Source organism: Pseudomonas sp. P4_C8 (assembly GCF_056401975.1).
On the sequence record NZ_JBFUIH010000026.1, the window covers coordinates 70060 to 91018 of the forward strand.

22 protein-coding genes are annotated in these 20959 nt (G+C 57.8%); 9 read left to right on the forward strand and 13 right to left on the reverse strand.

The window, feature by feature from the left end; translation table 11 throughout:
• Positions 1-139: 139 nt before the first annotated feature.
• Entirely contained in the window at positions 140-742 is a 603-nt protein-coding gene (locus AC1DWM_RS17615) for a peroxiredoxin (RefSeq protein ID WP_223512087.1), read from the forward strand.
• Between the two features lie 74 nt (positions 743-816).
• Here the strand turns inward: AC1DWM_RS17615 and rnt are convergent, their stop codons facing one another.
• Together rnt and pyrC are read right to left on the reverse strand one after the other, a co-directional pair.
• The gene (rnt, locus tag AC1DWM_RS17620) at positions 817-1491 is read right to left on the reverse strand and encodes a ribonuclease T (protein ID WP_223512086.1); all 675 of its coding nucleotides are present in this window, start codon (positions 1489-1491) and stop codon (positions 817-819) included.
• The gene (gene pyrC / locus AC1DWM_RS17625) at positions 1488-2534 is read right to left on the reverse strand and encodes a dihydroorotase (protein ID WP_223512085.1); all 1047 of its coding nucleotides are present in this window, start codon (positions 2532-2534) and stop codon (positions 1488-1490) included. The genes rnt and pyrC overlap by 4 nt, the downstream gene beginning before the upstream one ends.
• A gap of 159 nt (positions 2535-2693) precedes the next feature.
• Here pyrC and AC1DWM_RS17630 point away from each other — a divergent pair, with 159 nt between their 5' ends.
• Entirely contained in the window at positions 2694-3599 is a 906-nt protein-coding gene (locus tag AC1DWM_RS17630) for a flagellar protein MotY (RefSeq protein ID WP_223512084.1), read from the forward strand.
• Positions 3600-3728: 129 nt separating this feature from the next.
• Positions 3729-4946, forward strand: a complete 1218-nt coding sequence (locus AC1DWM_RS17635; protein WP_223512083.1) for an argininosuccinate synthase — start codon at positions 3729-3731, stop codon at positions 4944-4946.
• A gap of 179 nt (positions 4947-5125) precedes the next feature.
• Here AC1DWM_RS17635 and AC1DWM_RS17640 read toward each other — a convergent pair whose 3' ends face one another.
• Positions 5126-5707, reverse strand: coding sequence for a hypothetical protein (locus AC1DWM_RS17640; RefSeq protein WP_223512082.1), 582 nt, complete (start codon positions 5705-5707; stop codon positions 5126-5128).
• Positions 5708-6303: 596 nt separating this feature from the next.
• Here AC1DWM_RS17640 and AC1DWM_RS17645 point away from each other — a divergent pair.
• A complete protein-coding gene (locus tag AC1DWM_RS17645) occupies positions 6304-6930 on the forward strand; it encodes a response regulator transcription factor (RefSeq protein WP_007943575.1) in 627 nt (208 codons plus the stop codon).
• Between the two features lie 82 nt (positions 6931-7012).
• Here the strand turns inward: AC1DWM_RS17645 and AC1DWM_RS17650 are convergent, their stop codons facing one another.
• The 8 genes from AC1DWM_RS17650 to metG form a co-directional block, all read right to left on the reverse strand.
• On the reverse strand, positions 7013-7192 hold the full coding sequence (locus tag AC1DWM_RS17650) for a PA3496 family putative envelope integrity protein (protein WP_007898493.1): 180 nt from the start codon (positions 7190-7192) through the stop codon (positions 7013-7015).
• Between the two features lie 107 nt (positions 7193-7299).
• Positions 7300-7938 carry an endonuclease III gene (gene nth / locus AC1DWM_RS17655; RefSeq protein ID WP_007943576.1) on the reverse strand — a complete coding sequence of 213 codons (639 nt, stop codon included), beginning with the start codon at positions 7936-7938 and terminating at the stop codon, positions 7300-7302.
• A gap of 28 nt (positions 7939-7966) precedes the next feature.
• Positions 7967-8476, reverse strand: coding sequence for an Rnf-Nqr domain containing protein (locus AC1DWM_RS17660; RefSeq protein ID WP_477795775.1), 510 nt, complete (start codon positions 8474-8476; stop codon positions 7967-7969).
• Positions 8469-9080 (reverse strand): RnfABCDGE type electron transport complex subunit G, encoded by a 612-nt coding sequence (locus AC1DWM_RS17665; protein ID WP_223512079.1) that lies wholly within the window; start codon positions 9078-9080, stop codon positions 8469-8471. The genes AC1DWM_RS17660 and AC1DWM_RS17665 overlap by 8 nt, the downstream gene beginning before the upstream one ends.
• Positions 9077-10063 carry an RnfABCDGE type electron transport complex subunit D gene (locus AC1DWM_RS17670; protein WP_223512078.1) on the reverse strand — a complete coding sequence of 329 codons (987 nt, stop codon included), beginning with the start codon at positions 10061-10063 and terminating at the stop codon, positions 9077-9079. Before AC1DWM_RS17670 ends, AC1DWM_RS17665 begins: the two co-directional genes overlap by 4 nt.
• Positions 10050-11264 carry an electron transport complex subunit RsxB gene (gene rsxB, locus AC1DWM_RS17675; RefSeq protein WP_223512077.1) on the reverse strand — a complete coding sequence of 405 codons (1215 nt, stop codon included), beginning with the start codon at positions 11262-11264 and terminating at the stop codon, positions 10050-10052. Before rsxB ends, AC1DWM_RS17670 begins: the two co-directional genes overlap by 14 nt.
• Positions 11261-11830 carry an electron transport complex protein RnfA gene (locus AC1DWM_RS17680; protein WP_477795776.1) on the reverse strand — a complete coding sequence of 190 codons (570 nt, stop codon included), beginning with the start codon at positions 11828-11830 and terminating at the stop codon, positions 11261-11263. The genes rsxB and AC1DWM_RS17680 overlap by 4 nt, the downstream gene beginning before the upstream one ends.
• Positions 11831-11973: 143 nt before the next feature.
• The gene (metG, locus tag AC1DWM_RS17685; protein WP_223512075.1) at positions 11974-14025 is read right to left on the reverse strand and encodes a methionine--tRNA ligase; all 2052 of its coding nucleotides are present in this window, start codon (positions 14023-14025) and stop codon (positions 11974-11976) included.
• Between the two features lie 268 nt (positions 14026-14293).
• Here metG and apbC point away from each other — a divergent pair, with 268 nt between their 5' ends.
• Positions 14294-15388, forward strand: coding sequence for an iron-sulfur cluster carrier protein ApbC (gene apbC, locus AC1DWM_RS17690; RefSeq protein ID WP_223519788.1), 1095 nt, complete (start codon positions 14294-14296; stop codon positions 15386-15388).
• 94 nt (positions 15389-15482) lie between these two features.
• Here apbC and AC1DWM_RS17695 read toward each other — a convergent pair whose 3' ends face one another.
• Positions 15483-16241, reverse strand: a complete 759-nt coding sequence (locus tag AC1DWM_RS17695) for an SDR family oxidoreductase (protein ID WP_223519790.1) — start codon at positions 16239-16241, stop codon at positions 15483-15485.
• A gap of 165 nt (positions 16242-16406) precedes the next feature.
• Here AC1DWM_RS17695 and AC1DWM_RS17700 point away from each other — a divergent pair, with 165 nt between their 5' ends.
• The 4 genes from AC1DWM_RS17700 (at position 16407) to groL (ending at position 19912) form a co-directional block, all read left to right on the forward strand.
• Complete coding sequence (locus AC1DWM_RS17700) at positions 16407-17138, forward strand: HugZ family pyridoxamine 5'-phosphate oxidase (RefSeq protein ID WP_452627968.1); 732 nt, start codon at positions 16407-16409, stop codon at positions 17136-17138.
• A 66-nt stretch (positions 17139-17204) separates the two neighbouring features.
• Entirely contained in the window at positions 17205-17681 is a 477-nt protein-coding gene (locus tag AC1DWM_RS17705; RefSeq protein WP_223519794.1) for an FxsA family protein, read from the forward strand.
• Positions 17682-17928: 247 nt separating this feature from the next.
• Positions 17929-18222, forward strand: a complete 294-nt coding sequence (locus AC1DWM_RS17710) for a co-chaperone GroES (RefSeq protein WP_019827816.1) — start codon at positions 17929-17931, stop codon at positions 18220-18222.
• Between the two features lie 49 nt (positions 18223-18271).
• Positions 18272-19912, forward strand: coding sequence for a chaperonin GroEL (gene groL / locus AC1DWM_RS17715; protein WP_223519795.1), 1641 nt, complete (start codon positions 18272-18274; stop codon positions 19910-19912).
• Positions 19913-20161: 249 nt separating this feature from the next.
• Here the strand turns inward: groL and AC1DWM_RS17720 are convergent, their stop codons facing one another.
• Positions 20162-20905 (reverse strand): phosphatase PAP2 family protein, encoded by a 744-nt coding sequence (locus tag AC1DWM_RS17720; protein ID WP_223519796.1) that lies wholly within the window; start codon positions 20903-20905, stop codon positions 20162-20164.
• Positions 20906-20959 lie beyond the last annotated feature (54 nt).

Sequence of the window (20959 nt, forward strand, 5' to 3'; positions counted from 1 at the left end):
AAAAACCGTTGAGGACAGCTCAAAAACGCCGTGTATGATGGTCGGTCCTTCGAAGGGGATCGTGTCACAGGGCTGTCGCCTGAGGGTGGCAGGCTGATGCGAATCCAGTTCTTCACGTTAATAGACCAGGAGATTTTCAATGAGCGTACTCGTAGGCAAACAAGCCCCGGACTTCACCGTTCCAGCTGTACTGGGCAATGGCGAAATCGTCGACAGCTTCACCCTGTCGTCGGCCATCAAAGGCAAATACGGCCTGGTGTTCTTCTACCCACTGGACTTCACCTTCGTTTGCCCGTCCGAGCTGATCGCTCTGGACAACCGCATGGCTGACTTCAAGTCCCGCAACGTTGAAGTGATCGCCGTATCGATCGACTCGCACTTCACCCACAACGCCTGGCGTAACACCCCGGTAAACAATGGTGGTATCGGCGAAGTTCGTTACACCATGGCTGCCGACATCAAGCACGAAATCGCCAAGGCCTACGACGTTGAGTCCGAAGGCGGCGTGGCTTTCCGTGGCGCGTTCCTGATCGACGACAAAGGCGTTGTCCGTTCGCAGATCATCAACGACCTGCCGCTGGGCCGTAACATTGAAGAGCTGGTCCGTCTGGTCGACGCTCTGCAATTCCACGAAGCGCACGGCGAAGTTTGCCCTGCCAACTGGAAAAAAGGCGACAAAGGCATGACCGCTTCGATCGAAGGCGTTGCGGCTTACCTGACCGAGAACGCTGCGGCGCTGTAAGCCCAAGCGTCAGGCAATAAAAAACCGGCCTCTGATGAGGCCGGTTTTTTTATGCGCGGGATAAATCAACAAGATCAGTCGTTGAAGTCTTCCCAGCCGCCCATTTGTTTCCAGCGATTGACGATGCCGCAGAAGAGCTCTGCTGTCTTCTCGGTGTCATAGCGAGCCGAGTGAGCCTCGCGACCGTCGAAGTCGATATCGGCTGCCTGACAGGCCTTGGCCAGTACGGTTTGACCGTAAGCCAGACCTGCAAGGGTCGCGGTGTCGAAGCTGGAGAACGGATGAAACGGGTTACGTTTCATATCCAGGCGTGCGACCGCTGCGTTGAGGAAGCCCAAGTCGAAGCTGCTGTTGTGGCCGACCAGAATTGCCCGTTTGCAACTGTTGGCTTTCAGAGCCTTGCGGATGCCACGGAAGATATCGGTCAGCGCGGCTTCTTCACTCACCGCCATGCGCAGCGGGTGATCAAGTTTGATCCCGGTGAATTCCAGCGCGGCCGCTTCGACGTTCGCGCCTTCAAAAGGCTCCACACGGAAGAAGTAGGTGTGATCGGGGTACACAAACCCTTTCTCGTCCATCGCGATGGTGGTTGCCGCAATTTCCAGCAGGGCGTCGGTGGCCGAGTTGAAACCACCGGTTTCTACGTCGACGACAACCGGCAGGTAGCCACGGAATCTGGCAGCCATCGGATGACGAGGACCACCTCCGCCTTGACCGTCCTGTTCGTCGTCGAAATGGTCTTCACTCACGCGTGTTCCTCCAGCAGGCGCCAGCGCAGTTTTTCACCGGCGCGCAGCGGGATAACGGTCAGCTCGCCAAATGGCAGGCTGGTTGGGGCGGTCCACTCATCGCGGACCAGGGTAATGCGGTCGGTGTTCGCTGGCAGGCCATAGAAGCGCGGGCCGTAGAGGCTGGCGAAGGCTTCGAGCTTGTCCAGCGCGTTGCGTTGTTCGAACGCTTCGGCGTACATCTCGATGGCGGCATAAGCGGTGTAGCAACCGGCGCAGCCACACGCGGCTTCTTTGGCGTGCTGGGCGTGGGGAGCCGAGTCGGTGCCCAGGAAGAATTTTTCGCTGCCGCTGGTGGCGGCGTCGAGCAGGGCTTCCTGGTGCGTATTGCGCTTGAGAATCGGCAGGCAATAGAAGTGCGGCCGAATCCCGCCCACCAGCATGTGGTTGCGGTTGTACAGCAGGTGATGCGCAGTGATGGTCGCGCCGACGTTGGCCGAAGCCTCGTTGACGAACTGCACGGCATCGGCGGTGGTGATGTGTTCGAACACCACTTTGAGCGTCGGGAAACGCTCGACTACACGACGCATGTGCTCATCAATGAAGATTTTTTCGCGGTCGAACACGTCGACATCGCCACGGGTGACTTCACCGTGAACCAGCAAAGGCATCCCGACGTCGGCCATGGCCTCAAGCGCAGGGAAGATTTTGTCGATGCTGGTGACGCCAGAATCCGAGTTGGTGGTCGCGCCGGCCGGGTACAGCTTGGCGGCGTACACGAAACCGCTGGCCTTGGCCTCGCGAATTTCTTCAGGCTGGGTAAGGTCGGTCAGGTACAGCACCATCAACGGTTCGAAGCGACTGCCGGCCGGGCGTGCAGCGAGAATCCGCTGGCGATAGCCATCGGCTTCAGCGGTGTTACGCACCGGAGGTACCAGGTTGGGCATGATGATGGCGCGACCAAAGGTGCGCGCGACATCCGCAACGGTATTGGTCAACACGGCACCATCGCGAAGATGAATGTGCCAGTCGTCGGGACGCAGCAGGGTCAGGCGGTCGGACATGAGGGAATTCCAGGCGGGTCAAACTCAGGGGAATGCTACCGGAAAAGACACTTGCAGGCACTCGCTATCAAGTTTTGCAGGAACTTACCGATATGAACGAGGTATGCCGTAAACATGCGTGTGTCGGTCTTTTTGTCGTAGAAGCCAGTGGAGCCTCCCGTGCGCCAGCGTTATTTAGCCTTGCTCAGTGTGTTTGCCAGCCTTCCTGCAATGGCGCTGACTTTCCAGACACCTCTGGAGAGCATCACGTGGACGGTCGAAGGTGACAAGTTCGAATGCCGCCTGACTCAGCCGGTCACTGATTTCGGCTCGGGCGAATTCGTGCGCCGTGCCGGCGAGCAGGCGACGTTTCGTTTGAATGCCTACAACTCGATGATCGGTGGCGGTTCGGCGACGTTGCTGGCGGCCGCCGCACCCTGGCAGCCGGGGCGGGGCGATATCAACCTGGGATCCGTCAGAATCGGCAGCGGCAATGTGCTGTTCAATAGCTCGCAAGCTCAGGCCGGACGCTTGATCAGCGGATTGATCGATGGCCGCAGCCCGGTGATCCGGCATACTTCCGGCGATGGCCGGGTGTCGGAAGTACGACTGTTGCCGGTCAAGTTCAACAAGGCGTTCAGCGATTATCAGAGTTGCGTGGCGAAACTGCTGCCGAAGAATTTCGAGCAGGTTAAAAGGTCCGAAATCGGTTTCCCGGGCGAAAGTATCGACCTCAGCCCCCAGGCCAAGGCGCAGTTGCAGGTGATGCTCGAGTTCATGAAGGCTGATCCGTCGGTGAATCATATCGAGCTTGACGGGCACTCCGACAACAGTGGCAATCGCCTGACCAACCGTGAGCTGTCACGCCGCCGCGCCTTGGCGGTGATGGATTATTTCAAAGCCAACGGCATTCAGGAATCGCAGATCACTATGCGCTTCCATGGTGAGCGCTACCCTGTGGCGCCGAACACCAACGCAGGCAATCGCGCGAAAAATCGTCGAGTTGCGGTGCGACTGGAGCGTGTGGCACCGACAGAACAAGTCGCGCCACAAATTGCTACGAGCAGTACCCCGGCAAATTCCTGACTCGCCGGTCATCGTCGCGCTCTCGACAGATTCTGTCGCTTCGTCGTCTTAAGCTGTCGCGCCTCTGTAAATTACCGCGTTTGAGCGGTAGACTTCCCGGCTTTCCGTAGAATCCCGTGGAGTGATGGCATGGCGGACGTAAACAAGGTCGTTCTGGCGTATTCCGGCGGCCTGGACACTTCGGTGATCCTCAAGTGGCTGCAGGATACTTATAACTGTGAAGTGGTGACGTTCACCGCTGACCTGGGTCAGGGCGAAGAGGTCGAACCTGCGCGCGCCAAGGCGCAGGCCATGGGCGTCAAAGAGATCTACATCGACGACTTGCGTGAAGAGTTCGTGCGCGATTTCGTTTTCCCGATGTTCCGCGCCAACACCGTTTACGAAGGCGAGTACCTGCTGGGTACTTCCATCGCTCGTCCGTTGATCGCCAAACGCCTGATTGAAATCGCCAACGAAACCGGCGCTGACGCCATTTCCCACGGCGCCACCGGCAAGGGCAACGACCAGGTTCGCTTCGAACTGGGCGCGTACGCCTTGAAGCCAGGTGTGAAGGTGATCGCTCCGTGGCGCGAATGGGACCTGCTGTCCCGTGAAAAACTGATGGATTACGCTGAAAAGCACAACATCCCGATCGAGCGTCACGGCAAGAAAAAATCCCCGTACTCGATGGACGCCAACCTGCTGCACATCTCCTATGAAGGCGGCGTGCTGGAAGACACCTGGACCGAGCACGAAGAAGATATGTGGAAATGGACCGTCTCCCCGGAGAACGCTCCAGACAAACCGCAATATCTGGAACTGACCTACCGTAACGGCGACATCGTTGCACTGGACGGCGTCGAAATGACCCCGGCCACCGTGCTGGCGACCCTGAACCGTATCGGTGGTGCACACGGTATCGGTCGTCTCGACATCGTCGAGAACCGTTACGTGGGCATGAAGTCCCGTGGCTGCTACGAAACCCCAGGCGGCACCATCATGCTGCGCGCTCACCGTGCGATCGAATCGATCACGCTGGACCGCGAAGTGGCTCACCTCAAAGACGAGCTGATGCCGAAATACGCCAGCCTGATCTACACCGGTTACTGGTGGAGCCCTGAGCGTCTGATGCTGCAACAAATGATCGATGCGTCCCAGGCCCACGTGAACGGCGTTGTTCGCCTGAAGCTGTACAAGGGCAATGTGATCGTTACGGGTCGCAAGTCTGACGAATCGTTGTTCGATGCCAACATCGCAACCTTCGAAGAAGACGGCGGCGCTTACAACCAGGCCGACGCGGCGGGCTTCATCAAGCTCAACGCCTTGCGTATGCGCATTGCTGCGAACAAAGGCCGGAAGCTGTTCTGAGCCCGTTGAAGCAGTCATAGAGCTGTGGCCTTGTCGGTGACAAGGCCACAATTCTGAAAAGGGAAGTTTTTCCTGTCGCGCCTTGTGTTTTTCAACGTTCTTCTTGTGACTCGTACCATTCCTTCTGCGTTTTTCTCTCTCTGAGTTTTAGAGAGTTGTCCTGTTCGACTATCGGGCACTCAAGCCATAGTCGTCACACCCTGTGAACTCACGTTATAAGCGACCCAGAACGCTGTGTGGCTGCGTTTCCTTGTTTGCTTTGAATACTTGAGCGCGCTTTCTTTCAGTAGCGCTTCTGAATCGGTACACGTAAGAAATACGATCAACCGTGCAGAGGGGGCTTGAGGTGCCTGGACCTTCTCGATCAACGTGTTGAATTCCATTTTTTTGCTCATCCTTCGTACATCAACGATGTGTAGATCCTTTAGCAATGCCGGTAACCGTACCTGATGCTCAATCCAGTGCTTGGTCGAGTCTGTCGGTGCGAAACTTTCCGATTGATCAGCGTTGGCCATCACCTTTATGAAATGTTTTCCCTTCTCAAAATCAGAGGGGGCGTACAGTGATCGGTAGTTGAAGTTGAGTGTGGCGAAGAATAGGAAAAGCAAATAAAAGGGGAAGCTGATAAGGAACCAGATGTAAATCTTGCGTTCGTCATTATCGAGAAAGGGGAGCGAAATGGCAGCTGAAGTTTCAGACAGTGTTGCAAATACCGCGATGATTGTCATGGGGTTGGTAATTCTTGATTTGGGTTTTATCATGTTTTTTGCTCATAAAGGACTATCTTTTCTCGATTTGTAAGTTTGGGTTTCTCAAGTGTATTTCAGTTTGGTTGTATTGGAGTTGTTGTTATTTTGTGGGTCCTTTTAGTTGGGTTTCTAGTGGGTCTTATAGTAGCTGGATTAATAGTGGGTCGGGTATAGCTGCTGTTCGTGTTTTAAGAAGAGTTATGTTGATCTTTAATGCTGGAGTGTTGCTCGATGTTGATCTATTAGCATTATGTTGGCCAGGTGGTTGATGCTGCGCCTCCAAGGTGTGAGTGTTTAGGGTTGAAGTGTTGGTTGTTTTTTAAGCGTAGCCCAATCGCCGGTGTTTGTCGGGCTGCACGTTCACTGTCCTGCCCCATTAATTTTTTAGGATGTAATTCGATACACAAAAATTTCAAAAAGCCGCGCGCTGATGGACGGATAAAATTTAAGAAACACAGTATTTGTGCAAATCTTGTAAGAATTATCCTTCTTGTTTGTAGGGAATGTCTCTCGGTGTGGGTCGCTGAGGGGGGCGGCATGCCATGGATGAAACGACTAGGCTATTGTGCGGGCTCTAAAAATTCGAACAGCGAAAATTGGACTTGCCCATGAATAAAGTGCTGATCGTGGATGATCACCCCGTCATTCGTCTTGCGGTACGTATGCTAATGGAGCGCCATGGCTACGAAGTCATTGCAGAAACAGATAACGGCGTGGACGCATTACAACTGGCCCGCGAACTTATGCCGGATATTGTCATTCTGGATATTGGAATACCGAAGCTGGATGGGCTGGAAGTCATTGCGCGACTGACATCGACGGCGATGCCTCTTAAAGTGTTGATATTGACTTCACAAGCGCCCGGGCATTTTTCCATGCGTTGTATGCAGTCAGGGGCTGCAGGCTATGTTTGCAAACAGCAGGACCTCACTGAATTGCTCAGTGCGATAAAAGCCGTTCTTTCAGGCTACAGTTACTTTCCGAATCAAGCGTTGCATACCGTACGGTCCAGTCTTGGCAATGCCAGTGAAGCCGATATGGTGGATCGTCTGTCCGGGCGCGAAATGATGGTGTTGCAACAGTTGGCCAGAGGCAAGACCAATAAGGAGATTGCCGATGGAATGTTCCTCAGCAATAAAACCGTCAGTACTTACAAAACTCGCCTGTTGTTGAAACTCAATGCGCGCTCCCTGGTCGATTTGATCGAACTGGCTCAACGCAATGGTCTGGTTTAAGTGCCACTAACGGCTGATGAGGAGGCGCTCATCAGGGATCGGCACTTAGTAAAAAGCCTCCGTTTCGGGAGGCTTTTAGGTGTTAAAGGTCAAAATCGTAATCGGCCAATTGCTTTTGAAGTCGGCGCTCCTCCAGCAAATTGTCGATGGTGCGGCGTTTGCTCAGGTTGGTCTTTGCCACTTCAACCACCGGTTCAGCGTCATCGGCCTCAACGGGTGTGAAGTCGTCTTCTACGTCCAATTGCTCTTTGCCAGTGCTCATAAGGTCAACTCCAGGCTAAGACTGCCTTTGGCGCTCCTTATATCGACAATCGACCGGCGGGTAAAAAAGATTTTTTCAATCGATGGATCAATAAATCTAATAGTGCCTCAATCGTCCGAGGTCTTTTGCTTGTATTCGCACAAATCTTCGATCCGGCAACTGCCGCAGCGGGGCTTGCGGGCCAGGCACACGTAGCGCCCATGAAGGATCAGCCAGTGATGGGAGTCCAGCAAGTATTGCTTGGGCACAAACTTCATCAGTTTCTGCTCCACCTCGACTACATTCTTGCCGGGAGCAATGCCGGTGCGGTTGCTGACCCGAAAAATGTGGGTGTCCACCGCCATGGTCAGTTGGCGAAAGGCAGTATTGAGCACCACGTTCGCCGTCTTGCGGCCGACGCCGGGTAGCGCTTCCAGTTCCTCGCGGGTTTGCGGCACTTCGCCGCCATGGCGCTCCACCAGCAGTCGACAGGTTTCGATCACGTTTTTCGCTTTGCTGTTAAACAAACCGATCGTCTTGATGTATTCCGACAGGCCCTCGACGCCCAGCGCATGGATCGCGGCCGGTGTATTGGCCACGGGATAGAGTTTGGCGGTGGCCTTGTTGACGCCGACATCGGTCGACTGGGCGGAAAGAATCACGGCAATCAGCAATTCGAATGGCGATGAATAGGCCAGTTCAGTCTTCGGTTCCGGGTTGTCTTCGTGAAACCTGCGGAAAATTTCCAAACGTTTTGCGGCATTCATGGGCAATGCGTTTCCTAAAAACAGTCAATCAAGGTGAGGGCGTCGAGCGGGGCCAGGCCTGACGTGCGGCGATCAACACTCCCAGCAGAATGAACCCGCCGGGGGCCAGCGTGGCGAGCTGCAGGCCACCGTTGCCAACCAGTTCGCGAAGCAGGCCCAGGCCGACCATCAGCGCGCCAAACAGAGCGCACAGGAGCAAGCGATCAAGACGTGGGCTCTGAAAGAAACCGTTGTACTCCAGCACAACACATTGCAGGGCGATCAATCCTGCGTAAAGCGCTACCGGTTGGTGCCATTGAAGGGACCAGGCTTGTGCGGCCATTTGCGCGCAGCTGGTGAGCGTGGCGGCCAGCAGGAGGCAGGCAAGCAAGCGGGCGGACGGAACCAGCCGGGTTCTCAAGGCCCACATGCCAACGCCATAAGCGCTGATCACCACAATGAACATCAGCCACAACCCCAGCGCCGCCATCCAGGACGTCGTGGCGCCGATCAGGGGCGCAAGCATCAACGAGTTTTTCAGGGTCGATGACTTAGTCATGGACGTTACCCCCGATCAATTGTTGGCGGTGTTCATCGAAGTAGCGTAACGCGTCGTGAATGGCACTGATCACCGCCCTTGAGGTGCTGGTTGCACCCGCCACCTGATCGAATTGCCCCTGATCCTTTTTCAGGGCCCAGCCAGCGTCGTCGGGATCGCTTCGAGACTTGCCGGCAAATGCCTGGAGCCAGGTATTGGGCCAGTCGCCGATCTTGCCACCCAGTCCCGGAGTTTCCGATTGCTTGAGGGTTTTGACTCCCAACAATTTGCCGTTGGGATCGATGGCAATCAGCAATTCGATTGAGCCTTCGTAGCCCATGGTCTGGCTGCGCAGTAATACCGCGCTCGGTTGGCCGGCCTTGGCCGCCAGGTAGCCGCCCAGCAGCGTGCTGTTGGGCAGCGTGATGTTGGCGAGGTTGAGCGGCTGTTCCAACGGTTGATTGTCGTAAGTTGCCGGTGGTAGCAGGTCGAGCAGGTTGCGGCTGTCGATCAACCGTTGTTCAGCGGCAATGCGGGGAGCGCTAATGCGTTGCACGAAGTAGGTCGCTCCGACTCCCAGCCCGGCGAGCAGCACCAGAATCACCACGCTGGAGGCTCGGCTCATGGGGTCACTTCCTGCCTGGACGCGACAAAGCGCTCCAGCGCTGGCACACAAAGGTTCATCAGCAACACGGCAAATGCCACGCCGTCCGGATAGCCACCCCAGGTCCGTATTAGGTAAGTCAACAAGCCTGCGCCGATACCAAAGAGCAACCGGGCACCAGCGCTTTTGGCGCCGGAAACCGGTTCTGTGACAATGAAAAAAGCCCCCAGCATGGTGGCGCCGGTCAGCAGATGAAACAGGGGGGAGCCATGGGAGTCGGAGCCTGAACCGTTCCAGCACAGCAGGCTGATGACGAACAGGCTGGCGAGCATGCCGACCGGCGCATGCCAGCTGAACACCCGCCGTTGCAGGAGAAATGCGCCACCAGACAGAAAGGCCAGGTTGACCCATTCCACGCCGCGTCCGCCGAAATGGCCGAATGCCGGGTTACCGGCGAAGAGTTCGTCCATGGTCAGGCTTTTGTTGATTCGCAGGCTGTCCAGCGCGGTGGCCTGGGACCAGGCATCTGGTGTAGCGCTGAGGTTGAATCCGAAAACCTGTTGCAAGCCGCCCAGCAAGTCCATGCCGTGGGAAGACGGCCAGTGCGTCATTTGCTGGGGAAAGGCCACCAGCACCAGGGCGAAGCCGAGCATCGCCGGGTTGAACGGATTCTTGCCAACGCCGCCATATAGCTGTTTACCGAGCAGCGCGAACGCCGCCGCACAGACCGTCAACCACCACGGGCAGTAGGGCGGCAACGCCAGTGCCAGTAGCGTCGCACTGACCAGCGCACTGCCGTCACTCAATGTCGGTTTGAGCAGGCGCTGGCGCAGTCGCAACACGGCGCCTTCAACCGCCAGCGCGGTAGCGGCCGCCAGCATCAGGTTAATCAATACGCCCCAGCCATACAGCCAGAACAACGTCAGCATTCCCGGCAGGGTGGCCAGCAACACCAGCTTCATGGCCTGCTGAAGGCGTTCGTCCACTGACTCAAGGGGCGACATAGGCATCCACCTGGCGCTGGGCTTCCAGCAAGCGCGCGCGGGCCTTGTCGATCAATTCGCTTGGGGTGTCCGCACCTCGTTCGAGTTTGCTGACGTCGGCACGGGCGTAGGCCAATTCGGTTTTCAGCTGTCGAAGCTGGCTATCGATGGGACGCTTTTCGACTCGCGTCAGGTCTGGCAACGGCTGCTCGCTTGCCGCTTCAGCGATGTGCAAGGCCTGTTCCGCCTCGTTGAGTGCGCGTTGCAGGGCTTCGATCTGTTCGGCCGGTGCGTCGTTGGTCTGGGCTTTCTTGAGTTCGGCTCGGCGCATGGCCAACTGGATCTTCGCCCGTTTCAACTCGGCGTCCTTCGCCGGGGCAACCGGTGTCGGGACTGGCGGTGAACTGCTTTCCAGTTGTGCCAAAGCCTGTTCGGCGGCTTCGAACTGTTGCTGAAGCACGATCAGTTGCGACTGCTGCTCGAAGGTCGGTGGATGCCCGAAGGCCTTGAGCGACTTGTTCAGTTGCGCCCGACTCATCGCCAGATCGATCTTGGCCTTTTTCAACGCCGCATCGGCGCTCGCCGCTTTTTGTGCGCGCACGCGTTCAAGCGCTGCCTGTACCGGGTCGAGCGTCGTCACTTCAGTGTGCACAACGGTGCGTTGCGCACGGGCCTGGCGTTCAGCGAGTTTCTGTTGTTCCTCGCGCTGCAAGCGGGCATTGCGCTGTTCGAATCGGCGCCGTGCATGGTCGCGTTTGGCGGCGCGAGCTCGTTGCTCTTCAAGGCTGAAGGCCAAGCCCCCGACAATCGGCAATACGGTGGCCAGCGGCAACGGTCGCATCTCGATGCAATCTACCGGGCAGGGCGCTACGCAAAGGTCGCAACCGGTGCACTCGTCGATGATCACCGTGTGCATCAACTTGGCTGCACCGACGATGGCATCCACCGGGCAGGCCTGGATGCATTTGGTGCAACCGATGCATTCGGCTTCGCGAATATAGGCAATCTGCGCCGGGGCCGAGCCGCGACTGATGTCCAGTTCCAGCACCGGTACTTTCAACAGTTCGGCGAGGGCCGCGATGGTTTCGCTGCCGCCGGGCGGGCACTTGTTGATTGGCTCGCCGCTGGCGATGCCTTCGGCGTAGGGCTTGCATCCAGGGTGGCCACATTTGCCGCATTGAGTCTGCGGCAAGAGGGCGTCGATGCGTTGAATCAAACTCATGTTTTGATCAGTCCGCTAAATCCGAGAAATGCCACCGCGATCAATCCGGCGCCGATCAGCTCGATCGGCAGGCCGCGAAAGGGCAGGGGAACATCGTTATCGAGTGTGCGTTGGCGCAAATCGCTGAACAGGCTCAGCACCAGCCAAAACCCCAACCCTGCACCGAGGCTCAGGAAGGTGGCGTGAAAGAATCCTTTATCGTCCTGAGCGTTGAGCAGCGCCAGCCCGAGCACGCCAGCGTTGCCCAAAAGAAGCGGCCAGAGACCGTCGAACGCCAGCGCTGGCAGGGCCTGCGACAGCACTTTCAACAACGGCCCAATCAACAAAACGCTTAGTGGCAAGAACACGAAAAGGCGCAGCGACGTCAGTTCCAGAGGGACCAGCAGCCAGCGGTCAGCTGAGTAGCCCAACACGCCGACCACCAGCATCAAACAGAATGTCGCAATGCCCAGCGCGTGCACTTGCCGATGCTCGTTACCCAACAGCGGATCGGCGCCCAGCGGCCAGTGCAACACAACATTGTTGATCAGGGCAGCGCTGATAAGCGTAAGAAGCATCTCGGTCATGATCGTGCCGGCAAGAACAGGGGCTTTTTAACGGAGCGGTCTAAAAAGCTTAGGCATTATCCGGCAAGGACGGAGGGTGGGCCAGATATGAAAATCCCACAGTCGCGTCAGGCACGACTGTGGGATCGATTTACCGCACAACCTTACTTGATGCGCTGACCTGGCTTGGCGCCGCTATCAGGGCTGAGCAGGTAGATTTCTTCACCGCCAGGGCCGGCCGCCATCACCATGCCTTCGGAGATGCCGAACTTCATTTTCCGTGGCTTGAGGTTGGCAATCATCATGGTCAGGCGACCATCGAGCTTGGACGGATCCGGGTAAGCGCTCTTGATCCCGGAGAACACGTTGCGTTGCTCGTCACCGATGTCCAGGGTCAGGCGCAGCAGTTTGTCAGCACCTTCCACGTGTTCGGCCTTGAGAATCAGCGCAACGCGCAGGTCGACCGCAGCAAAGGTGTCGAACTCGATCTCTGGCGACAGTGGATCCTTGGCCAGTTCGCCGTTGCCGGCCGGTGCAGCTTCGCCGGTGTCGGTTGCGCTGGCGGTCAGGTCTTCTTTGGAAGCATCGCTCATGGCCTGCACTTTTACCGGGTCGATGCGGGTCATCAACGGCTTGAACTCGTTCAGCTGATGGTTGCTGAGCAAGGTCGCGTGGTCGTTCCAGGTCAGCGGTGCGACGTTCAGGAACGCCTCGGCGTCGGCGGCCAGTAGCGGCAGGACCGGCTTGAGGAAAATCACCAACTGACGGAACAGGTTGATGCCCAGTGCGCAGATGGCCTGGACTTCGTCCTGCTTGCCTTCCTGTTTGTTCAGCGACCACGGTGCCTTGTCGGCGATCCAGGCGTTGGCACGGTCGGCCAGGCCCATGATTTCACGCATGGCACGGGCGAAGTCGCGAGCCTCGTAAGCCTCGGCGATGCTCGGCGCAGCCGCCAGGAACGCGTCGGTAAGCTCAGGCGCAGCATTGCCCGCCACCAGCACGCCAGCGTTGCCTTTATGGATGAAACCGGCGCAGCGACTGGCGATGTTGACGACTTTGCCGACCAGGTCCGAGTTGACCTTCTGCACGAAGTCTTCGAGGTTCAGGTCGAGGTCGTCGACGCCACGGCTCAGCTTGGCTGCGTAGTAGTAGCGCAGGTATTCCGGCGACAGGTGATCCAGATACGTCCGCGCCTTGATGAAGGTGCCACGGGACTTGGACATTTTCTGACCGTTGACGGTCAGGTAGCCGTGCACGTTGATGCCGGTCGGTTTACGGAAGCCGGCGCCTTCGAGCATGGCTGGCCAGAACAGGGCGTGGAAGTTGACGATGTCCTTGCCGATGAAATGGTAAAGCTCGGCCGTGGAGTCCTTGCCCCAGAACGCGTCGAAGTCCAGCTCCGGCGTGCGGTCGCACAGGTTCTTGAAGCTGGCCATGTAGCCGATTGGCGCATCCAGCCACACGTAGAAATATTTGCCTGGCTCGTCAGGAATCTCGAAACCGAAGTACGGCGCATCGCGGGAGATGTCCCACTGTTGCAGGCCGGCGTCCAGCCATTCGGCGATCTTGTTGGCCACGGCGTCTTGCAGGGTGCCGCTGCGGGTCCAGGTTTGCAGCATCTCCTGGAAGTCCGGCAGCTTGAAGAAGAAGTGTTGGGAATCCTTGAGCACCGGCGTGGCGCCAGAGATGGCCGACTTCGGATCCTTCAGATCAGTCGGCGCGTAGGTCGCACCGCATTTTTCGCAGTTGTCGCCGTACTGGTCTTCGGTGCCGCATTTCGGGCAGGTGCCCTTGATGAAGCGGTCGGCCAGGAACATTTTCTTTTCCGGGTCGAAGTACTGCGTGATCGAGCGCTGGGCGATGTGCCCGGCGTCGCGCAGCTTCAGGTAGATCTGGCTCGACAGCTCACGGTTTTCTTCGGCGTGAGTGGAGTGGAAGTTGTCGAAGTCCACCAGGAACTCGGCAAAGTCGGCGCTGTGTTCAGCCTGGACGTTGGCGATCAGTTGTTCCGGGGTGATGCCTTCCTTTTCCGCGCGCAACATGATCGCCGAACCGTGGGCGTCGTCGGCGCAGACATATATGCATTGATTGCCGCGGTGCTTCTGGAAACGCACCCACATATCGGTCTGGATGTATTCCAGCATGTGGCCAAGATGGATCGAACCATTGGCATAGGGCAGGGCGCTGGTGACGAGGATCTTGCGTGGCTCGGACATGGGGCTCGGCTACTTGATGAAACGGAGGTCGGCCACTATAAAGCGCCGGCGCATATTTTTCACCTTGTGAGCCTGTTTCATTGGATGAGTGACGGGGATTCGCGCAACGGATCACGCCTCTGTAGGAGCCAGGCTTGCCGGCGATGGCGTACTCAAGCCTGCCATCGCCGGCAAGCCGGGCTCCTACAGATCTGTTCGGCATCCCGCCAAACGATCAGAACAGGTACGATACCCACCTGATTTTCCAGTCTTGCTATCGGAGTTGCCCATGAGCGCCGTCAATCGCGTAGCGGTGGAAGCCGTCCTTCGCCAATACACCGACCCTTACCTGAACCAGGATCCGGTCAGCGCCGGATGCGTGCGCGATATCCAGATCCAGGGTGATCGCGTTAACGTCCAGCTGGAGTTGGGTTATGCCGCCGGCCTGTTCAAAAGCGGCTGGTCACAAATGCTGCAAATGGCCATTGAAGGCCTGGACGGCGTGACGACCGCGCGCGTCGAGATCACCAGCGTGATTGCCGCGCACAAGGCTCAGGCGCAGATTCCGGGGCTGGCGAACGTGAAAAACGTGGTGGCCGTGGCGTCTGGCAAGGGCGGCGTGGGTAAATCCACCACCGCCGCGAACCTGGCGCTGGCGCTGGCCCGTGAAGGTGCCAAGGTCGGCATTCTCGACGCGGACATCTACGGTCCGAGCCAGGGCATCATGTTCGGCATCCCGGAAGGTACCCGACCAAAGGTCAAGGATCAGAAGTGGTTCGTGCCGATCGAGTCCCATGGCGTTGAAGTGATGTCGATGGCATTCCTGACCGACGACAACACACCAATGGTCTGGCGTGGGCCGATGGTGTCCGGTGCGCTGCTGCAACTAGTCACCCAAACCGCGTGGGGCGACCTCGATTACCTGGTCATCGACATGCCGCCAGGCACCGGTGACATTCAGCTGACCCTGGCACAGAAAGTCCCGGTGGCCGGTGCAGTGATCGTCACCACCCCGCAAGATCTGGCATTGCTGGACGCGCGCAAGGGCGTGGAGATGTTCCGCAAGGTCAACATCCCGGTGCTGGGCGTGGTGGAAAACATGGCCGTGCACATCTGCTCCAACTGCGGGCATGCCGAGCATCTGTTCGGTGAAGGCGGTGGGGTGAAACTGGCCAACCAGTATGGCGTCGAACTGCTGGCCTCGTTGCCACTGTCGATGGTCATCCGCGAGCAGGCCGACGGCGGCAAGCCAACGGTGATCGCCGAGCCGGACAGCCAGATCGCGATGGTTTACCAGGAACTGGCCCGCCACGTCGGCGCGCGGATCGTGTTGCAGGAAGCAGTGTCGCCGGCGATGCCGAACATCACCATCAGCGACGATTGATAAACCGCACCTGTAGGAGCACGGCTTGCCGGCGATGGCGATCTTGAATACACCATCGCCGGCAAGCCGTGCTCCTACGGGAACGAGGCGTTGCTTAGATGCGCAACCCGCCATCCATTTCGAGGATCCGGCCGGTGTAGTAGTCGTTCTCGAAAATGTACGCCGCCGAATGGGCGATCTCTTCCGGTTTACCCATGCGCTTGAGCGGAATACCGGCCGTCATTTTGTCCAGCGCTTCCGGCTTCATCCCCAGCGTCATTTCGGTTTCGATAAAGCCCGGTGCAATGCCCGCCACGCGGATGCCGTAGCGCGCCAGCTCCTTGGCCCAGGTCACGGTGGCCGCCGCCACGCCAGCCTTGGCAGCCGAGTAGTTGGTCTGACCGACGTTGCCCGCGCGGGAGATCGAGGAGATATTGATGATCGCGCCGCTGTTGTTCAGCTCGACCATTTTGGCCGCAACTTCACGGGTGCACAGGAACACGCCGGTCAGGTTGACGTCGATGACTGCCTGCCATTGGGCCAGGCTCATCTTGGTCATTTCGCCGTCCTTGACCTTCAGCAATAGACCGTCGCGCAGGATCCCGGCGTTGTTGATCAGGCCGTGGATCGCGCCGAAATCTTCGGCGACCTGGGCGACCATGTGGGTCACTTGCTCTTCATTGGCGACGTTGCACAGGTAGCTGCGTGCCTCGGCACCTTTGGCCTTGCAGGCCGCGACGGTGTCGTCGAGCTTTTCCTGGTTCAGGTCCACCAGGGCCAGTTTCGCGCCTTTGGCGGCGAAATACTCAGCCATGGAACGACCTAAACCCTGGCAACCGCCAGTGATAATGATTACTTTGTCAGTGAGTTGCATTCGCATGCCCCAATAGCAGGTCAGAGTGGTTTCCTTGGAGAGGGCCTCTCGATCTGCGCCGGATGTGGCCTGGCTGCACATGAGAACTGCCCGAATGGCGCGCTGAATACGTATCCCCAGCCGCCTGTCCGTTTTTTCGACGGATTCTATTTAAGGAGTCATAAATTGAGCGTAGAAGCGGCCAAGAATGCCCGAAAATTGCTTCTCAAGGAATACCGGGGGGTGCTGTCGACCCATTCCAAGTCGATGCCGGGTTACCCGTTTGGCTCTGTGGTTCCTTACTGTCTGGACGAACAGGGCCGGCCGCTGATCCTTATCAGCCGCATCGCCCAGCACACGCATAACCTGCAGAAAGATCCGAAATGCTCTCTGTTTGTGGGCGAACGCGAGGCCGACGACGTACAAGCCGTTGGTCGCCTGACCTACCTCGCCGAAGCCGAAAAGCTCGAGGACGAGGCCGCCGTTGAAGCGGCGGCCCAACGTTACTACCGCTATTTCCCTGATTCGCAGAGCTACCACAAGGCCCACGATTTCGATTTTTGGGTGCTCAAACCCGTACGTCACCGCTATATCGGCGGCTTCGGCGCGATTCATTGGGTCGATCATCTGACATTGGCTAACCCGTTTGCCGGCAAGGCTGAAGTGAGCATGGTCGAGCACATGAATGCCGATCACGCCAAAGCCATCGCTCACTACGTCGAACTGGCAGGCCTGCCGAAAACCGAACCGGCGCAACTGGCCGGCATCGACACCGAAGGCATGCATTTGCGTATTGGTCAGGCGCTATACTGGTTGCCGTTTCAAGCGCCTTGTAATACGCCGACACAAGTCCGGGAAGCCTTGGTTTTCCTGGCCCACGCCGAACATTGGCCCAGAAATGAAGTCGCCGACGCTTGAATTCACGAATCGGCGACGTCATCTAGGGAACACTGGCAAGGCATTCTTGCGTTGAGGAACCATTTGATGCGCCCTTTTTTGTTGCTCTTTGTACTGTTCCCGGTGTTGGAACTGTTCGTATTTGTCAAAGTCAGTGGGTCAATCGGGTTTTTCCCGGCCCTGCTACTGATCATTCTCGGCTCGATGCTCGGCGTGTTCGTGCTGCGTATCGCCGGTCTGGCTACTGCGCTGCGTGCCCGTGAAAGCCTGAGTCGCGGCGAGCTGCCGGCCCAGACCATGCTGGAAGGCCTGATGCTGGCCTTGGCTGGTGGTCTATTGATCCTGCCGGGCTTCGTCAGTGATGTGCTGGGCCTGATCATGCTGTTGCCGATCTCGCGTCGACTGCTGGCCAATAAAATGCGCCAGCGTGCCGAAGAGGCCGCGATCCGTCAGCGTGCATTCGCCGATGACCTTCAGCCGCGTGGCGGCCCTGTTACGCGCGAGTCGCTGGGCCGTGAGCCCAATGTGATCGAAGGCGAGTTCGAGCACCGCGACTCCAAGTAAATCGTTTCACCTGCACGGCACCTTCGGGTGCCGTGTTCGTTTTCGGGTCATCGATGTAAAAAATTTCGATCTCCGCCCTTGTAATAAGCTTGTGCGCCCTTATGTAACGGTCACCGCAAGGTTTCTGGCAAACCTGCCAGACAGACTTCCGCGGTTCGTTTGACGAACCGCACCCGGCACCGCCGGATTTGTTAAACCCGCCGGGAATACACCGGCCGATGAAAACCACAATTAGGAGAGATCGACAATGAAGCTTCGTCCTCTGCATGACCGCGTCGTCATCCGTCGCAGCGAAGAAGAAAAGAAAACCGCTGGCGGTATCGTCCTGCCAGGTTCGGCTGCTGAAAAAGCCAACAGCGGTGAAATTCTGGCAGTCGGCACTGGCCGCGTGCTGGACAACGGTGAAGTGCGTGCACTGGCCGTTAAAGTGGGCGACAAGGTTGTGTTCGGTCCTTACTCCGGCAGCAACACCGTGAAAGTTGATGGCGAAGACCTGCTGGTAATGGCTGAGAACGAGATTCTCGCTGTTATCGAAGGCTGATTACCCGCTCATTTTCCCGCTACTACAAAGTATTTAAGGAATATCGATCATGGCTGCTAAAGAAGTTAAATTCGGCGATTCCGCCCGCAAGAAAATGCTCGCCGGTGTCAACGTCCTGGCTGACGCAGTAAAAGCGACCCTGGGCCCTAAAGGCCGTAACGTGATCATCGAGAAGAGCTTCGGCGCTCCGACCATCACCAAGGACGGCGTGTCCGTTGCCAAAGAAATCGAGCTGAAAGATCGCTTCGAAAACATGGGCGCGCAGCTGGTCAAAGACGTTGCCTCCCGTGCCAACGATGACGCAGGCGACGGCACCACCACCGCTACCGTTCTGGCTCAATCGATCGTCAACGAAGGCCTGAAAGCCGTCGCTGCCGGCATGAACCCGATGGACCTGAAACGCGGCATCGACAAAGCGACCATCGCTATCGTCAAAGAGCTCAAAGCCCTGTCCAAGCCTTGCGCTGACACCAAGGCCATCGCTCAGGTCGGCACCATCTCGGCCAACTCCGACAACTCCATCGGCGACATCATTGCCGAAGCCATGGAAAAAGTCGGTAAAGAAGGCGTGATCACCGTTGAAGAAGGCTCGGGCCTGGAAAACGAACTGTCGGTTGTTGAAGGCATGCAGTTCGACCGTGGCTACCTGTCCCCGTACTTCGTCAACAAGCCAGAGACCATGACTGCCGAGCTGGACGGTCCGCTGATCCTGCTGGTCGACAAAAAGATCTCGAACATCCGCGAAATGCTGCCAGTCCTGGAAGCCGTTGCCAAAGCCGGCCGTCCACTGCTGATCGTGGCCGAAGACGTTGAAGGCGAAGCCCTGGCGACTCTGGTTGTGAACAACATGCGTGGCATCGTTAAAGTCGCAGCCGTCAAGGCTCCAGGCTTCGGCGACCGTCGCAAGGCCATGCTGCAGGACATCGCTGTCCTGACTGGCGGTACCGTAATCTCCGAAGAGATCGGTCTGAGCCTGGAAAGCACTACCCTGGAACACCTGGGTAATGCCAAGCGCGTCATCCTGTCGAAAGAAAACACCACCGTGATCGACGGCGCCGGCGTTGAAGCTGATATCCAGGCTCGCGTTCTGCAAATCCGTCAGCAAGTGGCTGACACTTCGTCCGACTACGACCGTGAAAAACTGCAAGAGCGTCTGGCCAAGCTGTCCGGCGGCGTTGCAGTGATCAAGGTTGGCGCAGGTTCCGAAGTTGAAATGAAAGAGAAGAAAGCCCGCGTTGAAGACGCCCTGCACGCTACCCGTGCAGCCGTTGAAGAAGGCGTGGTACCTGGCGGCGGCGTGGCACTGGTTCGCGCTCTGCAGGCTATCTCCGAGCTGAAAGGCGACAACGATGACCAGAACGTAGGCATCCAGTTGCTGCGTCGCGCTGTTGAAGCGCCACTGCGCCAGATCGTTGCCAACTCCGGCGACGAGCCAAGCGTTGTAGTCGACAAGGTCAAGCAGGGTTCGGGTAACTACGGTTACAACGCTGCCACCGGCGAATACGGCGACATGATCGAAATGGGTATCCTGGACCCGGCTAAAGTGACTCGTTCGGCTCTGCAAGCGGCTTCGTCGATTGCCAGCCTGATGATCACCACCGAAGCCATGATCGCCGAGATCAAGGAAGACGGTCCAGCTGGCGGCATGCCAGACATGGGCGGTATGGGCGGCATGGGCGGCATGATGTAAGCCAGCCTTACCCCTGTATTAAAAAACCCCGCCTGCGAAAGCAGGCGGGGTTTTTTATTGCCCAAAATCTGAAGATGCACCGCACCCTGTGGGAGCCGGCGGTGCGACGATTCGACTTGCCCGCGATGGCGTCAGTCCAGGCGCTGACTGCTTCAGGGCCTGGCTCAGACCATGAAGCGACTCTGGACCCTGTAGGAGTGAGCCGACGCAATCGCGAGCAGGCTCACTCCTACAGTTTTGATCTGTGTTTCAGGCGTTGACTGCTTTCGCATTGGCCAAGGATTCGACCTTGGAAGCCGGTCGGTAAAGAACGTAGTAATACGACCCCAGACAAATCAGCCAGCAGAAAACTGCTGTCCATACGTTGTGCGAAAAGAAGTGCGCGCCCTGCATCATCCGGCCAATGGAGAACACCGAGCCCAGGGCTAGGGCGAAGACAAACGCCGCGCGAGCCATGCGCGGGCGGCGGTCACGCAACACAAAGAACAGCGCAAACAGCGTGAAGCCGGTGGCAGCATGACCGCCAGGCCAGCAACGGCCAGGTTTATCCGTGTGCGGACGAGGGCTCAATAATTCGCTGTAGGTTTCGTGGCCGCCGAATTGCTCAAGGCTCCACGGACATTGCACCGCCGTCACCGCTTTCATGGGGGTGACAAAGGAGGTCGCCAGTCCCAGAGACAGCACCAGGCAGCCCAGCTCCCGTTTGAACGGCTTGAGCCTGATCATGAAAAACGAGCCGATGAAGCCGAGGACGGCCAAAACCGAGAACGCGATGACCACTTGCTTGGCGCGGTCATGCAGGATGTCTTCCAGGAAGTAACTGTGACGCCCGATGAAATCTCCTGCCACTGGATCGTAGAACAGCTTGGCAAGGTCCATGTCCAGGGATGTCAGTTCGAGCAGCACCAGAATGATCGCCGCGACGGCGGGGACACCCAGGCACACCCAGAAATTGAGTGGGCGAGAGGCAGGACGGACAACGGTTGAAGACATGGTGAATCCTGAACAAAGGAACAAGCCCCAGGGCATCAGCCTGGGGCGATTCGG

Excerpts from the sequence above, each read along its gene's own strand:
- AC1DWM_RS17695 (WP_223519790.1), bottom strand. The coding sequence starts at position 16,241 with ATGCAACTCACTGACAAAGTAATCATTATCACTGGCGGTTGCCAGGGT.
- AC1DWM_RS17660 (WP_477795775.1), bottom strand. The coding sequence starts at position 8,476 with ATGACTAAGTCATCGACCCTGAAAAACTCGTTGATGCTTGCGCCCCTG.
- AC1DWM_RS17615 (WP_223512087.1), top strand. The coding sequence starts at position 140 with ATGAGCGTACTCGTAGGCAAACAAGCCCCGGACTTCACCGTTCCAGCT.
- pyrC (WP_223512085.1), bottom strand. The coding sequence starts at position 2,534 with ATGTCCGACCGCCTGACCCTGCTGCGTCCCGACGACTGGCACATTCAT.
- AC1DWM_RS17680 (WP_477795776.1), bottom strand. The coding sequence starts at position 11,830 with ATGACCGAGATGCTTCTTACGCTTATCAGCGCTGCCCTGATCAACAAT.
- groL (WP_223519795.1), top strand. The coding sequence starts at position 18,272 with ATGGCTGCTAAAGAAGTTAAATTCGGCGATTCCGCCCGCAAGAAAATG.
- AC1DWM_RS17720 (WP_223519796.1), bottom strand. The coding sequence starts at position 20,905 with ATGTCTTCAACCGTTGTCCGTCCTGCCTCTCGCCCACTCAATTTCTGG.
- AC1DWM_RS17705 (WP_223519794.1), top strand. The coding sequence starts at position 17,205 with ATGCGCCCTTTTTTGTTGCTCTTTGTACTGTTCCCGGTGTTGGAACTG.
- AC1DWM_RS17710 (WP_019827816.1), top strand. The coding sequence starts at position 17,929 with ATGAAGCTTCGTCCTCTGCATGACCGCGTCGTCATCCGTCGCAGCGAA.
- AC1DWM_RS17670 (WP_223512078.1), bottom strand. The coding sequence starts at position 10,063 with ATGTCGCCCCTTGAGTCAGTGGACGAACGCCTTCAGCAGGCCATGAAG.
- metG (WP_223512075.1), bottom strand. The coding sequence starts at position 14,025 with ATGTCCGAGCCACGCAAGATCCTCGTCACCAGCGCCCTGCCCTATGCC.
- nth (WP_007943576.1), bottom strand. The coding sequence starts at position 7,938 with ATGAATGCCGCAAAACGTTTGGAAATTTTCCGCAGGTTTCACGAAGAC.
- apbC (WP_223519788.1), top strand. The coding sequence starts at position 14,294 with ATGAGCGCCGTCAATCGCGTAGCGGTGGAAGCCGTCCTTCGCCAATAC.
- AC1DWM_RS17665 (WP_223512079.1), bottom strand. The coding sequence starts at position 9,080 with ATGAGCCGAGCCTCCAGCGTGGTGATTCTGGTGCTGCTCGCCGGGCTG.
- AC1DWM_RS17635 (WP_223512083.1), top strand. The coding sequence starts at position 3,729 with ATGGCGGACGTAAACAAGGTCGTTCTGGCGTATTCCGGCGGCCTGGAC.
- rsxB (WP_223512077.1), bottom strand. The coding sequence starts at position 11,264 with ATGAGTTTGATTCAACGCATCGACGCCCTCTTGCCGCAGACTCAATGC.
- AC1DWM_RS17645 (WP_007943575.1), top strand. The coding sequence starts at position 6,304 with ATGAATAAAGTGCTGATCGTGGATGATCACCCCGTCATTCGTCTTGCG.
- AC1DWM_RS17650 (WP_007898493.1), bottom strand. The coding sequence starts at position 7,192 with ATGAGCACTGGCAAAGAGCAATTGGACGTAGAAGACGACTTCACACCC.
- AC1DWM_RS17640 (WP_223512082.1), bottom strand. The coding sequence starts at position 5,707 with ATGATAAAACCCAAATCAAGAATTACCAACCCCATGACAATCATCGCG.